The sequence below is a fragment of the Streptomyces sp. NPDC002588 genome, from assembly GCF_040295925.1.
Lineage (GTDB): Bacteria > Actinomycetota > Actinomycetes > Streptomycetales > Streptomycetaceae > Streptomyces.
On sequence record NZ_JBEOWF010000018.1, the window covers coordinates 99,375 to 112,635 of the forward strand.

Below are 13,261 nucleotides of genomic sequence, written 5' to 3' on the forward strand. Positions count from 1 at the left end.
GTCTTCGGACGTCCTGGTGCTGGGCGTCGCTTGTCGATGCTTGCGTCGTGAAGCCTGGGGAAGTGGACATGAGCGTTGTGTTCTCGGTGCGGTCGACGCCCGGTAGTGAGCCTCTGGAGCACTGGCAGGAAGAGGTTTTCCGTACCTTCGTCCCGCTGCGGATCACCCTCCCCAAGGACGAGCCCTTCAACGGGACGATCAGCACCGACCTGCTCGGTCCGCTCTTGGCGACCACCATCGACTGCGATCGTGGCCGGGTCGACCGCACGCCGCAGCTGATCGCCCGGGACAGCGCCGACTACGTGTACGTCGGCCTGCAACGCAACGGCCTCGCCCACGTGGACCAGGATGCCCGGAGCGCCGAACTACGCCCGGGCAACGTGGCGTTGTACGACACGACCCGGCCCTACACCCTGCGCTTCCCGCAGCGATTCCGGATGCAGGCGCTGCAGGTGCCACGCCCCCTGCTGCCGCAGTCCGAGGGAGACCTTCAGCGTGTCACGGCGACAGCGCTGCACCACGACGACGGGCTGGGCCAGGTGGTCCTGCCCTTCCTGCAGGGCCTGGCCGACCACGCCCCCGACATCACCCCCACGGCAGCCGAACGGCTGGCGGCCAGTGCCGTGGACCTCGTCGGAACGCTCCTCGCCGAGCGGCTCGGCCGCGATACCCAGGACACCCCCGGCGGCAGCCTCGCACTCCTGCTCCGTATCAAGGCGTTCATCGACCGTCACCTCGCGAACCCCGATCTGACCCTCGCCTTCATCGCCCGCGAACACCGCATCTCGGTCCGCTACCTCCATAGGCTCTTCGAGAGCGAGTCCACCACAGCAGCCCGCTGGATCCAGCGCCGCCGCCTGGACGCATGCCGTGGCGAACTGTCCCGCCGTTCCCCGGTCACCCCCACCGTCGCCGCGGTGGCACGCCGCTGGGGCTTCACGAACGCCGCACATTTCAGCCGGGCGTTTCGGGCGGCGTACGGCACCTCGCCGAGTGAGTGGAGAGCCGGCTCGGAGGGGTGACGGGGCGTGGTGGGAGTAGGTTCAGGCGGCTGCCGTCTCGGCCGTCATGCGGGTGTGGATGCGGTGGCGGAGCTGGCGCAGTGCGTAGTGCTGCCGGGATTTGACGGTGCCTGGGGGGATGCCGAGGATCCGGGCGGTTTCCTGCACGGTTCTGTCGTGCAGGTAGGTGTGCACGAGGACTTCCTGGTGCTCCGGTGAGAGATGCCGCAGCAGGGCCATGGTGTCGACCGAGGTTGCGACGGGGTCGGCGTGGTCGTTCTGGAGTGTGTCCGGGTGGTCGGTGCCTGGGGACTCGTGGCGGGAGTAGGCGCTGCGTATGCGGTCGATGGCGAGGTTGCGGGCGACGGTGAGCAGCCAGCCGCGTACGGAGCCGTCGTTGGTACAGAGCCGGTCGGAGTGGTGCCAGGCGCGTATCAGGGTCTCCTGCACGATGTCCTCTGCCATGTGGCGGTCGCCCAGTATGCGTTCGACGTAGGCGAGGAGTGGTCTGGCGTGGTCGGTTGCCAGTATCCGCAGAAGGTGCCCGCAGCGTGCGGCCACAGACTCACTCGGACCGGCCGCGCGGGTCATGTCGAGCCCGTCGGGGTCAGGTTCTGCCCGTCGATGCTGCTCGCACAGGCCGTTCCGACCATGTGGGGGAGTCCGGTGCGCAGCTTGCGGCCAGCCCCTCCGAGGGCAGTCCGGAACCGGCTCCGGGGTCAGGCCGGGGCCGGTGACGGCTACCGGCCGCCGTACCGTTTCGGGGCCGCGGCTGTTAGTGCTGAGCACCTGTTCGCCGACGGCGACGTGGCGCTGGGCCAGAGCGGTTCCGTTGGCCCCGGCCGCGATGATTCCGCTGGGCATGGCGTGGTCCTCTGTGCGTCTGTTCCGCGCCGGGAGTCGCGAGGGCGCCCCTGTCGTGGAGCTGTCCGAGGCCGTGGGCATCAGGAGACGCGGCAGCTACGCCGCCCACGGCAACAAGGAGGCGTAGCTGCACAGGCCATCGGCGGGGCGAGCCGCGAGTACCTTCACCCGGTCACGGACCAGGCACTCGGTGCGTGGCCGAGCTGAGCGATTACTTGGCCAGGAAGGCCAGCAGCGCGGCGTTGACCTCTTCGGCGTGCGTCCACAGCAGGCCGTGCGGGGCGCCCTCGATCTCGACGTACTCGGCCGAGGGCAGCAGCGCGTGGAAGGGCCGCCCGGTGGCGTCGACGGGCAGGATCCGGTCGGCCGTGCCGTGCAGGATCAGTGTCGGTACGTCGATCTTGGCGACGTCGGCGCGGAAGTCGGTGATCCAGGTGGGCACGCAGGCCACCGACGCGTACGCCGACGCGCCCGCCGCCACGTTCCAGCCGGCCCGCACGGCCTCTTCGCTGATCCGGCTGCCGAGCGTCTCGTCGAGGTTGTAGAACGCCTCGTAGAAGCCGGTGAAGTAGGCGTAGCGGTCCTTCGTGACCGCCTCCAGGATGCCGTCGAAGACGGACTGGTCGACGCCGCCCGGGTTGTCGTCGGTCTTGACCAGGAAGGGTTCGAGGGAGGCCAGGAAGGCGGCCTTGGCGACGCGCCGCGAGCCGTACGTACCCAGGTAACGGCCGACTTCCCCCGTGCCCATGGAGAACCCGACGAGTACCGCGTCGGTGAGGTCCAGCTCGGTCAGCACCGTGTGGAGATCGGCGGCGAAACTGTCGTAGTCGTAGCCCGTGGTCGGCTGCGACGACCGGCCGAAGCCGCGCCGGTCGTAGGTGATGACCCGGTGGCCCGCGTCGAGCAGGGCCGGGAGCTGCTTCTCCCACGAGTGGCCGTCCAGCGGGTAGCCGTGGATCAGCACGACGGGCTGCCCGCTCCCGTGGTCCTCGTAGTACAACTCGATGTCGGCGGAGTTCTCCTGGCCGACGGTGATGTACGGCATGTCGGTTTCCCTTCGTGGGCTCGGTGGATCGGCGTGCGGCGGCGGCGCCGGGGCGGTGAGGCGGACGGCGTACGGGCGCCGCGGGTGATGGTGGGAGAAGGCGGTCGCAGCCCGATCAGCCGGTCCCGCGGTCGTCAGATCGCGGATCGCCGGGACCGCGGAGCCGGCGCGTCCGCGCCGGGGTGTCGCGGACGGGTGTGGCTCGAGATGAGTGACGCTCAGGCGTTCTGCCGGTGGGTCTTTGACCGACGTCCGGCTGACGTGGGCCGAAGTCATCGCTGTTCGCCCTGCTCACGGGGTATCACTCAACTGGAGCCACAGCCATCGCGGATGATGCTGGGTCAGGAGGTGGCGCGGGCGGCGGCCTCGATGACGTGTGCGGTGGCGTCGGGATGCGAGACGAGGACCGCGTGCGAGGCGCCTCGGATCACCTCGGTGTGGGAACCCGCACGAAGCGCCATGGCCTGCTCTGCGGCCGGTGGGATGGCGCGGTCGGCGCCTGCGACCAGGAACCAGGAGGGAATGGTCTTCCACGCAGGTGTGCTGCTGGGTTCCGCGAACGCGGCCAGCGCCACCGGCCGTTGCCCGGCCGCCATCAGCCGGGCCTTGCCGGCCGGCACGTCGGCGGCGAAGGCCTGCCGGAAATCCGCGGGGTTGACGTAGGCGTCCTGCCCGCCCGGGAACGGCCGGACCGTCAGCGCCGGCGGGAGCCGGCTGCCCGGGTATTTTCCGAGGATCGCCAGGCCGGACTCGCCCTGGTCGGGAGCGAACGCGGCGATGTACACCAAGGCCTTGACGTTGGCGTGGCCTACGGCGGCGTCGGTGATGACGGCGCCGCCGTAGGAATGGCCGACCAGGATGACCGGCCCGGGAATGGTGTCCAGGACACTGGACACATAGGCCGAGTCGCCGGCCAGGCCACGGAGCGGGTTCGCGACGCCGATCACGGGGTACCCCCGGCGCTGGAGCCGCGATGTCACCGCGTCCCAGCTCGACGAGTCCGCGAAGGCACCGTGGACCAGGACCACGGTCGGCCTCGGTGTGCTCGGTACGGCCGACGCCTTCGCGGCGTCCGCGGCGGACGCCGACCCGGCGGGCGTGGCGGCGGACAGCGCCGGGACCGCGAGCAGCGTCCCGATCGCCAGCGCCGTGAGCATGAGCTTTCTGCGGCGTTTCCCACCCTCGCGGAATCGCACGGGTTCGATGCCTGCCATCTCTGTTCTCCTCGTCTTCCCTGCTCTTTCGGGGTGGTCCCGCCTACAAGGACGGCGGCGGTCCGGTGACGCGCAGGTGGAAGGCCTCGGCGGAGGCCACGACCGCCGTGAGATCGAACTCCGGTGGCAGGTCCCCGGCCTCGGCCACCGGGGTGCCGTTGGCCCTGAAGTACTCCTCGATGCAGGCCGGGCTGAACAGCACCGCCATCCGTGCCCCCTCGGGCGAGCGCACCAGATAGCTGTGCGGAACCCCGCGCGGCCCGTACGCGACCTGTCCGGGCACCAGGTCGTGGCGCTGGTCGCCGACGAAGAACGTCACCTCGCCGTCGAGGACGAACCAGACCTCCTCCTCGTCCTCGTGCACGTGGTGCGGGGGCGCGTGACCGGCCGGGTCGGCGAACTCCATCAGACTGAGCCGGTTGTCGGTCGCGGTGCCGGGAAGCAGAATCCTGGCCTGGCCGCCGAGGAACCAGAAGGGTTCGCGCTCGGCCGTCGGGCCGAAGGTCGGGAAGAACCGGGTCATGTCCGCTCCTGACGTCATCGTCGGCCGCCCAGGAAGTTCAACAGCAGGTCGGTCATCTCTTTCGGGTGCTCCTCGTAGATCCAGTGGCCGGAGTCGGCGATGACAGCAGGGGTGACGTGGGTGGCGTAGCGGCGCACCTGCTTCGGGACCGACGACCCGAGGCTGCCGTCGGCGCCGATCGCGAGGACCGGCATGGTCAGGGGCTTCTTCTGGAACCGCGCGTTGTCGGCGATGTCCTGCGGGAACGTCCGGAACCACTCGAAGCTCGCCTCCAGGTGCGCGTAGTCGCGCAGGTAGGAGGCGAAGACCGTGAGGTCCTCCGTGCTCAGGGCGTCCTTGTGCACTGCGATGCCCCGCATGAAGCCCGACGTCCAGGTCTCCTCGCGGCCGCGGATCAGGCTCTCCGGGAGGCCGGTCTGCAAGGAGAAGAAGCCGAAGTTCCACACCCCGGGCCCCTTGTCCGTCAGCGCCGGGAACGCGTAGACGCTCTGGTCCGGGATCGGGGCCTCGCTGAGCACGAGCTTCTTGACGCTGCGCGGGTACTGCGCGGCGTAGGAGTAGGCGACCATCGTGCCGATGTCGTGGCCGACGACATTCACGTCCTGGTCCTTGCCGAGCGACACCAGGAGTGCGTGCAGCTTGGCGGCCATGGTCTTCTTGTCGTAGCCGGACGCCGGGGCGTCGCTCCGGCCCGCGCCGGGCAGGTCCGGCGCGATGACCGTGTAGTGCTTGGCGAGCTCGGGCATGATGCCGCGCCACTCGTACCAGGTCTGCGGGTAGCCGTGGATCAGGACCAGGGTCGGGCCGTGGCCGCCGATCACGTAGTTGATGCCGATCCCGGCGACCTGGGTCTTGTGTTCGCTGAAGCCGGCGGGCATCTGCTCGCCGGCCGACGATGCCGGCTTGTCGGAGGCCGCGGCCGTGAGGGTGGCCGAGCCGAGGCCGAGGGCCAGGGCGAAGACCGCGGCCACCAGGCGGCGGGATCCGGGCAGGCGGAATTTCACTGATCTCTCCAAGGGATGCGAGGGGAAGCGAGGCGCGGCGGGCTCGGTGCCCGCCGTGCCGTGACGGTCGGTCAGAGGGATTCGACGAGGCCGCCGTCGATGACGAAGTCCGCGCCGGTGATGGCGCTGGTGCCGATCAACTTGCGCAGGGCCACGAGAGGGAGCCTCTGCAAGGGAGGGTCAGATCTGGCGTAGCGCGCCGCCGTCGACGGCCCACTCGGCACCGGTGATCTGGCGCGCGAGGGGGGAGAGCAGGTAGGCGATGACCCGTGCGACGTCGTCGGGGCTGCCGAGCCGGGCGGTGGGCAGGCGTCGCACCTCGCGGACGAAGTGGTCGATCGCCGCCTCCGGTTCCAGGTGGAACTGAGCGGCGAGCTGCTCGGCGAAGCCGCCGGGGCCATCCCACAGCCGGGTCCGGGTCGGTCCCGGTGCGACGACGTTGGAACGCACCCCGCGCGGGCCGAACTCGGCCGCCAGTGTCTTGGACAGTGACAGCAGCGCGGTTTTGGCGGCCGCGTAGTCCACCATCGACACGTCCGGCATCCTGGCCGCCTCGCTGGTGAGGTGGACCAGGGAGCCGCCATGCATGAGCAGGGCGGGCAGCGCGGCCCGGGTCATCCGCACTGCGCAGTGGAAGTTGAGCTCGAACGTGGCCTGCCACTGCTCGTCACTCACGTCCAGGAATCCGGTGCGGGAGTCCAGTCCGCCGACGTTGTTGACGAGCCCGTCCAGACGCCCGTGCCGGGCGAGCACCTCCTCCACCACACGCTGGGCCGCGCCGGGCTCGGTGAGGTCGGCCGTCAGGCCGCTGACCTGCTGGCCGAGGGCTTCGACACCCTTGGGGTGGCGGGCCACGGCGACGACGGTGGCGCCCTCGGCCGCCAGCACGCCTACAGTGGCCTCGCCGATCCCGGCGGACGCGCCGGTCACCACCAGGACTGCATTGTTGAGTTGAAGATCCATCAGTCGTCCCCTTTCAGGCGAGCCGGCCGCCGCCGACCACGTGCAGCACGGTGCCGGTGATGTACGGGTTGTCGATGGCGGCCAGGCCCGCGTCGGCACCGGACGTTCCGGCGGTCTGGGGACGGGAGTTCATCGCCCGGCCTCCAGGCTCTGCTGCCGCAGCCAGGTGAGAACGGTGTCCGCGACCTCGCGCCAGCCGCCGTCGATGGTCAGGGAGTGCCCGCGGTCGGGGAAGTTGGTGATGTCGGTGACGGCCTCGGAGTGCCGGTACTGCTTGAGGGTGGCCCGGGTGACGACCTCGGGCACCGTGTGATCCTTGCCGCCGGAGATGAGCAGCAGCGGGCCGCGTCCGCTGTTGTCCGTGTCGACCTTCGCCGGCGAGTGGGGGTTGAAGTTGGCGGAGGCGGCCTCGTACAGCGGCTTGCCCGGCGCGGGGATGGTCCAGCGTTCGTACAGGGCTGCCGATTCCTCCTCCGCGATGGCGTTGCCGAACGCGAACCGGAACTGCTCCGCGCTCAGGGAGACCGACCGGCGCTTGTTGGCCGGGTTCTTGAAGACCGGGAACGTCGCCTTCAGCGCGGACAGCGGCAGGGGCAGAACGCCTTTGATCTGCGCGGCGTCGATCGCGACCGCCGCGGCGGCGCGGTCCTGGCCGAGCAGCTTCTGCGCGATCATCCCGCCGAACGAGTGCCCGATCACGATGGGCCGCACGGGCAGGGCCGCGATCAGGGCCGCGTAGTGCTCGACGACGTCGTCGATGCCGTAGCCGGCGACGCTCTCCGGGTTCCGGCGCGCTTCCTCGACGGTGTCGGGGTCGCCGGGCCACCCGGGCGCGGACGGGTCGTAGCCCTCGTCGCGGAACAGATCGATCCACGGCTGCCAGGAGGTGCTGTGCAGCCAGAGCCCGTGGATGAAGACCACGGGAAGGGGGACGGTCATGGCGGGGCCTCTCGTGTGTGGGTGTCCTGATCCGGCATGTGCCCAAGAAACCGGGAACCTTGGTGCTCTCGCACCGGGGAGGCACCCCAGTGGTTCACGGGTGGACGCCGAACGGCCCCAGGACACCCGCGTCGATCCGCAGGGACTCCAGGAGCGTCCACGCGTTGTCCCGTGTGAAGACGTCGGCGGCGGCGAGGACTCCGGTGTACTTCGCGGCCACGGGAGCCGCCGCGGCGTCCGCGACCGTGTCGAGGAAGGTCTTGAAGATCGCCCACGAGTTGCCCTGCGCGCCGTACTTGGCGAAGAACGGGCTCGGGTCGACGGAGGCGATCGCGGACCGGGTGCTGGCCTCCAGATCGTCCATGTACCGGATCTGCAGGGCGCCGTCCGCGCGGACTCCGAGCCGCCCGAGATGGCCGCCGACGAACGTCTGCCACGGGTAGTCCATCGCGATGCTCTGGGCCTTGATCCAGTCGGGGATGTCCTGGGAGACCGCGAGGTTCTTGAACGGCACCCAGCCCGGGTACAGGACGTCGACCAGCATCAGGGTGGCGTATTCGGGCGCGTGGATGAAGATGTTGTCGGGGGAGTGGTTGGGCCCGTGGTACGCCAGGCGCAGGCATTCTCCGCCGACGTTGAGCTGGTACTTGTCCCGGAACGTGACCGTCGGCAGCGGACGGTTGGGGTCCGCCGCGCGGGCCAGCAGGCCGGCCGTCGCGGCGTGCGAGATCCGGACGACGTCCTTTCCGAACAGACCGGCGGCGCCGATGTGGTCGGCGTGCGAGTGCGAGTACACCAGGTGTGTGACCTTGCTCGGCCGACCGTTGGCCCGGGTGATCTCGTCGATCGCGCGGAGCAGGTTGTGCCCGATGGTCGGCGGTGCGTCGACGAGGACGACGCCCCGCGTGGTCGTCAGGAACATGGACTGGTAATAGGAGTCCGTGACCCAGTAGAGGTTTCCGGCGATCCGGCCCACGTAGTAGCCGTCCGCGTTCACCTCGGGCCCGACCGAGGCGGCCGGGATCGGCGCGAAGTCGGGCAGACCACCGTCGTCGGCGTGGGCGGGCTCGGCCAGCCCGCCGACGAGGGCGGCGGCGGCCGGGACGGAGAGGGCTCCGGCAGCGCCCTTGAGGAATCTGCGGCGGCCGGTCGGAGGCAGGAGTTCGGGAGACATGGGAATCTGGTCGCCTTTCGGTTCGGGGACACAGGTGTTCAGCTGAAGCAGGGATCGAAGGTGTCGAGTGGCCGGTGACCGTCGGTGGCCCGGCCGGTCCGCTGTCGCCAACGGAGGTGTTCGGCGGATTCGGCGGCGGCGTCCTGGACGCACTCGGCCTGGCGCAGCCCGGAACGATCGGAGCCGTGGCCCGCCTGATAGCCGCCCAGGTGCGCGATCGGACTCCAGTCCGGCTGGACAGGGGGCACGGGCGGCGCCACGCCTTCGAAGAAGTCGACGGCGTGGACGACCCGACCGCCACGACCGTGAGCAGCACCTCGATCTCGGGGATCCGCTCTTCGGGGATCGCGAAGAAGTCGTCGCTCGGTACCGCGAAGTACGCGTAGTAGCCAGGACTGAGGATGCCCTTGACGTCCTGTTCGCCCGTCAGCCGGGCATCGCCGGTGGTGTACGAGGCGAGGGCTTCGGCCCGGTCCATGCGGCTGTGCCCCGACCGCAGCGGCACACCGGCGACGTTGCACCCGGACACCAGCCAGTACAGGGCGACCCAGGGGTTGCAGGTCGAGCCCCGGGTGGCGTTCGTTCCCGCGGCAACGTTCAGACCACGGCTGCGCATCGCGCCCGGCGGCGGCGCGACCGCCGCCATGGCCGCGGACGATCTGGCCGCCCGCGGGGTCGGGGCTGTCACGGGTGATCCCGGCGGCGTGCAGCGCGGCGCGATTCGAGATCGCAGCCTGATAGAGGTGCGTGATGACGACCGGGGTGTCAGGCGCGGCGGCGTTGAGTTCCGCCGGCGTCGGCATGCGGTGCTCCGCCACCGATTCGACGCTCCAGCCGCCCGCGACCCGGAGCCACTGGCCGGGCGGAGTCCGCGCGGCCTGCTCCCGCACCGTCGCCAGCCCCTGCCGCAGAGTCCGCACGCCGTCCCAGCGGAGTTCGAGGACGAAATGCAGGCCGCCGCGGACGACGTGGTTGTGCGAGTCGTTCAGGCCCGGCACAACGCGGTGCCCCAAGGCATCGATCACCCGAGTCCGCGGACCGACCAGCGCGGCGACCTCCCGGTCCCCGCCGACGACGGTCACCGAACCGTTCCGCACGGCGAGCGCGGTCGCGGCCAGCCGCTTCGGGCCGCCCGTGAAGATCTTCGCATTGCGCAGGACAAGATCCGCGGGCTGCGCCGGAGCACCTGCGCGGATGCCGGCCACCGGCATGAATGTCATGGTCCCTCCCTCGGGATGGCTGCCGCCGGCCCAGCGCTCCTGGCCGCGCACACCGTGATCGCCGACCACGTCAGGACAGCACCGCGTGAGCAGCGTTCGCACCGGGGCCCCACCCCAGCGGGACGCACCCACCGACGGCCGCCACGGACTGGGGTGGACCCCGGTGCGAGCCGCGTCAGAACACCGGTTACCTGGGAAACGGGCGGGACCGCCGAATCCACGACGCGCACGGACGCTTGGCGCTGCACCGCCGGCGACCGGATCCTCGATCCGAGTTTCTCCCCAGACTCCGATCCTTCGGACACCAGCGCGCTGTGCCTGGACGGAGCCCCCGACCGCACGGTCGAACTGTCGGTCCCCGAGGGCTTTCCCGGCAACAACAACCACATGCTGGGAGCAGTGGCGAGCCGCTCACTGCGACCCGGCACGCTCGAACAGCGATGGCTGGTGGTACGACCAAGATCACGAATCGCTCGGCGACTTCCTGCGTCTGGCGATCGCCGCCTTCCTCGACCCGGCCAAACTCGCGCCCCTGCGATTCCAGATGATGTACGCGATCTCGGCCTTGCGGAGCCGAGACTTCGTCGAGCCCCGAATCATCATGGGGACAGCCGGCTTGGAGCACATCATGTGGCAGAGCCTCGTCTTGAGCGGTGCCCTGACCGAGCGGGAGTACAAGCGGCGGCCAGCTCACGACCTGCTGCGCACGGTGCTGCGCGACGCCCAGATTTCGGTCGCCATCAACTCTGGCCTGTTGACGGCAGCCGCGCAGCACGCCGCCGATGAAAGAGCAGTGGGGCGTCAGCATCCAGGCACTTCTGTACCGTGCGCGATGGCTCGGCAGACTCAGCGACACGTCCTACCGCAACGCCATGACGACCATTTCAGCCCGTGGTTGGCGCCGGAACGAGCCGGGCTTGATCAGCGCTATCGAGCAGCCGTCCCTCTTGCCCAGGGCTGTGGAGCTGCTGACGCAAGAAGGCATCGACGAGTCTCAACTGGTGACGCAGTGCCGCATGCCGACGGAGCTGTTCCGCACGGTGACGGCCCGGACGCCGGACAGTGAATCGCCTACCCCCGCGCCGTCGCCAGACAGCCGCCAGCAGGCGAGCGGACGAGTGGTCTCCCTGCTGGAACACAGACGGCGGCCCTAAATTCCCAAAACCGCGCGAAAGTCACACCGGTCCTCATGGGAACGCAGCTGGAGCAACCTGATTGTCACTGTCCACTGACGTCCAGCCCCTTTCGTCGCTCGTCCTTCGAAACGGGCGGGTAGCCCTTGGCGCGCAGCCAGCTGTCGAGGGCGAGCGCGACGATGTCGCCGTGAGGGATGTCGGTGTCGGCGTTGCAGCGGCGGATGCGGCGCTGGAACTGGAGGACCTCGGGGACGGCGTAGTTGAGCTGCCCGCGTTTTGTCTGCCGGTTACTGATGACGTCCATGGTGTCGGCGTGCGGCGTGAGGACGTCGTCGGACGGCTGGAACTCGGCGTCGAGGGCGTCGGCGATTTCGCGCAGTCGGGCGGCATAGGGGGAGCGATCAGGCACGAGAGCTGCTCCGGTCGGTCTGGCTAGGCGGATAGCTATCCGCCTATTGGGCTATTGGAATAGGCGGCAGGGGCGGCCGCGCCCCGGTATGGGGGGGCGGCCGCCTTGTGCACTGCGGTCGGGTTCAAAACCCGCGAGCGGTGAGCCACTCGTCCAGCGCGACGGAAACGATGTCGCCGATGGGCAGGTGGTCGAGTTCGTTGTCCAGCGCGAAGCGTTTGATCCGCTTCTTCAGCCTCAGCGCGGTGGGGACCGACGAGTCGAGACTCTCGCGCGTGATGATGCGCTGATTGAGGACGACGGCGGCCTCGGGGATGTTCTCGGGACGACCGGGACCGTGGGCGTAGGGTGCCCCCTCACTGGGCGCCTCCTGTGGCCGAGTGTCCTGTGCCTGGTGGGGCGCAGGACCGTCGGGCCTGAACGGGAACGCCGTACTGGTCGCCGCCGGAGGGACCGGCGGGCGGATGGCCACCTCGCCGGTCGGTGCCGTGCCAGAAACTGCGGACGTGGCGTGGGGCGGGCTGTGCTGACCATCGAGTTCGGCTGGCTGATTGGGCTGGCTCCCGAGCGCTCCAGACGGGGGAGCCGAGGCCACCGGTGCCGGCTGTCGCTCGGCCAGTCCGTCGGCAGATTCCTTCCCCGCCTCGGCAGTCTCGACAGCTTCTGTCAGATCCTGAGCCGGTGCCTCGAAGGCAGCGGCCGCAGGAGTGTGCTGAACCCGCGGTGCGCCAGCAGCAACCACTTCGCTTTGGGCGACGGCTTGTTCGGCGGCGAACTGCTCGGGCGTGAGCTCGGCAGCCGGGGGAGGGGGCGGCGGGGTCGTCTTCCTGGCCCCGCCCAGGGCGCGACCGCCCGTGCGGCGGGCCGGAGGCTTCGGCCTCTCGTTCTTCTCGGTCATGCCTGGGTCAGCTCCTTCATCAGCTCGGCGTACTCGCTCAGTTCGGTCGGGATCTCGCCGAAGGCCTCCATGTAGTGCACCCAGGAGTGGATGGTGGTCTCGGCGAGCGGGAACGCCTCGTCGCGGTCCGGGCCGATGCCCTCGCCCTCGGCGGGCTCCAGCAGCTGCTCCTTCGCCCGGCTGGGCAGGCTGGTGCGGTCGTCGGCCTTGACCATCACCACGTGGGCGGTGACGCCGTGCTCGTTCCGGGCGGCGGCGCGCTCGGCCTCGTCGAAGGTGGCCACGAGCTTGCGGCGCTCGATCTTGGTGGGGGCGACCGGCACGAGCAGCAGGTTCGCCTCGGTGACAGCCTCGTGGAAGATGCGGGCGCTGCCGCCGCCGGCGTCGACCACGATCGCGCCGAACTCGGCGCGCTTGACCCGGATGTACTCGGCGATGTCGTCGAACGGGTACCGCTCGACAACCAGGTTCTCGGGAACCTCGAAGCCGGCGGCCTGGGCGACCTTGAACCAGTCGTAGGCGGACTGACTGGTGGCGTCCGCGTCCAACAGCAGGGTGGGCAGGTCGAGGACGACGGAGTAGTAGAGGGCGATGAACCAGGCGGAGGTGGTCTTGCCGGTGCCGCCCTTGAGTATGCCGACGACGATGACGAAGGCGTCCCAGACGTGTTCTGTGGCTGCGGCCAAGGTCTTGTGACGGGTGTTCTCGTTCACGTGTGCTTGATCTCCTGAAACGGGAAGGGGTGTTGTTTGGTACGTGCGTTGGCGAGCGGGCCGACGACGGGGGTGCCCGTGCTGCCACGTGGCGGCCGGATTGGCGCATGGCCGCCTTTTTGATCTGCCAGGCGGGGTGGGGCGCACCTACGAGGACG

14 protein-coding genes and 2 pseudogenes are annotated in these 13,261 nt (G+C 69.8%); 3 read left to right on the top strand and 13 right to left on the bottom strand.

Annotated elements, in window-relative coordinates; all coding sequences use genetic code 11:
- The first annotated feature begins 68 nt into the window (after window positions 1–68).
- On the top strand, window positions 69–1,022 hold the full coding sequence (locus tag ABT057_RS21920) for an AraC-like ligand-binding domain-containing protein (protein ID WP_352344898.1): 954 nt from the start codon (window positions 69–71) through the stop codon (window positions 1,020–1,022).
- Window positions 1,023–1,043: 21 nt separating this feature from the next.
- Here the strand turns inward: ABT057_RS21920 and ABT057_RS21925 are convergent, their stop codons facing one another.
- Window positions 1,044–1,592: a sigma-70 family RNA polymerase sigma factor gene (locus tag ABT057_RS21925; protein ID WP_352344900.1), complete on the bottom strand. Its 549-nt coding sequence runs from the start codon at window positions 1,590–1,592 to the stop codon at window positions 1,044–1,046.
- A gap of 271 nt (window positions 1,593–1,863) precedes the next feature.
- On the opposite strand from ABT057_RS21925, the gene ABT057_RS21930 reads away from it, so the two are divergent.
- Window positions 1,864–1,992, top strand: coding sequence for a hypothetical protein (locus tag ABT057_RS21930; protein WP_352344902.1), 129 nt, complete (start codon window positions 1,864–1,866; stop codon window positions 1,990–1,992).
- Window positions 1,993–2,076: 84 nt separating this feature from the next.
- Here ABT057_RS21930 and ABT057_RS21935 read toward each other — a convergent pair whose 3' ends face one another.
- From ABT057_RS21935 to ABT057_RS21975, 9 genes and pseudogenes are all read right to left on the bottom strand, one after another.
- Window positions 2,077–2,910 carry an alpha/beta fold hydrolase gene (locus ABT057_RS21935; RefSeq protein ID WP_352344904.1) on the bottom strand — a complete coding sequence of 278 codons (834 nt, stop codon included), beginning with the start codon at window positions 2,908–2,910 and terminating at the stop codon, window positions 2,077–2,079.
- 341 nt (window positions 2,911–3,251) lie between these two features.
- Window positions 3,252–4,124: an alpha/beta fold hydrolase gene (locus ABT057_RS21940; protein ID WP_352344906.1), complete on the bottom strand. Its 873-nt coding sequence runs from the start codon at window positions 4,122–4,124 to the stop codon at window positions 3,252–3,254.
- A 43-nt stretch (window positions 4,125–4,167) separates the two neighbouring features.
- Complete coding sequence (locus tag ABT057_RS21945; protein ID WP_352344908.1) at window positions 4,168–4,647, bottom strand: cupin domain-containing protein; 480 nt, start codon at window positions 4,645–4,647, stop codon at window positions 4,168–4,170.
- Window positions 4,648–4,661: 14 nt separating this feature from the next.
- Window positions 4,662–5,651, bottom strand: coding sequence for an alpha/beta fold hydrolase (locus ABT057_RS21950; RefSeq protein ID WP_352344910.1), 990 nt, complete (start codon window positions 5,649–5,651; stop codon window positions 4,662–4,664).
- 180 nt (window positions 5,652–5,831) lie between these two features.
- Window positions 5,832–6,614 (bottom strand): SDR family NAD(P)-dependent oxidoreductase, encoded by a 783-nt coding sequence (locus ABT057_RS21955; RefSeq protein ID WP_352344912.1) that lies wholly within the window; start codon window positions 6,612–6,614, stop codon window positions 5,832–5,834.
- A 129-nt stretch (window positions 6,615–6,743) separates the two neighbouring features.
- On the bottom strand, window positions 6,744–7,553 hold the full coding sequence (locus tag ABT057_RS21960) for an alpha/beta hydrolase (protein ID WP_352344914.1): 810 nt from the start codon (window positions 7,551–7,553) through the stop codon (window positions 6,744–6,746).
- A gap of 94 nt (window positions 7,554–7,647) precedes the next feature.
- Window positions 7,648–8,727, bottom strand: coding sequence for an MBL fold metallo-hydrolase (locus tag ABT057_RS21965; protein ID WP_352344916.1), 1,080 nt, complete (start codon window positions 8,725–8,727; stop codon window positions 7,648–7,650).
- 355 nt (window positions 8,728–9,082) lie between these two features.
- A pseudogene (locus ABT057_RS21970) lies at window positions 9,083–9,373 on the bottom strand (amidohydrolase family protein); the annotation flags it as partial.
- A 4-nt stretch (window positions 9,374–9,377) separates the two neighbouring features.
- Window positions 9,378–9,947, bottom strand: a pseudogene (locus tag ABT057_RS21975) (amidohydrolase family protein); the annotation flags it as partial.
- Between the two features lie 782 nt (window positions 9,948–10,729).
- Between ABT057_RS21975 and ABT057_RS21980 the strand changes: the two are divergent.
- Window positions 10,730–11,101: an ImmA/IrrE family metallo-endopeptidase gene (locus ABT057_RS21980; RefSeq protein ID WP_352344918.1), complete on the top strand. Its 372-nt coding sequence runs from the start codon at window positions 10,730–10,732 to the stop codon at window positions 11,099–11,101.
- A 64-nt stretch (window positions 11,102–11,165) separates the two neighbouring features.
- Here ABT057_RS21980 and ABT057_RS21985 read toward each other — a convergent pair whose 3' ends face one another.
- The 3 genes from ABT057_RS21985 to ABT057_RS21995 form a co-directional block, all read right to left on the bottom strand.
- Window positions 11,166–11,492, bottom strand: a complete 327-nt coding sequence (locus ABT057_RS21985) for a hypothetical protein (protein ID WP_352344920.1) — start codon at window positions 11,490–11,492, stop codon at window positions 11,166–11,168.
- A 124-nt stretch (window positions 11,493–11,616) separates the two neighbouring features.
- A complete protein-coding gene (locus ABT057_RS21990) occupies window positions 11,617–12,390 on the bottom strand; it encodes a hypothetical protein (protein WP_352344922.1) in 774 nt (257 codons plus the stop codon).
- Window positions 12,387–13,103, bottom strand: a complete 717-nt coding sequence (locus ABT057_RS21995; protein ID WP_352344924.1) for a ParA family protein — start codon at window positions 13,101–13,103, stop codon at window positions 12,387–12,389. The genes ABT057_RS21990 and ABT057_RS21995 overlap by 4 nt, the downstream gene beginning before the upstream one ends.
- Window positions 13,104–13,261 lie beyond the last annotated feature (158 nt).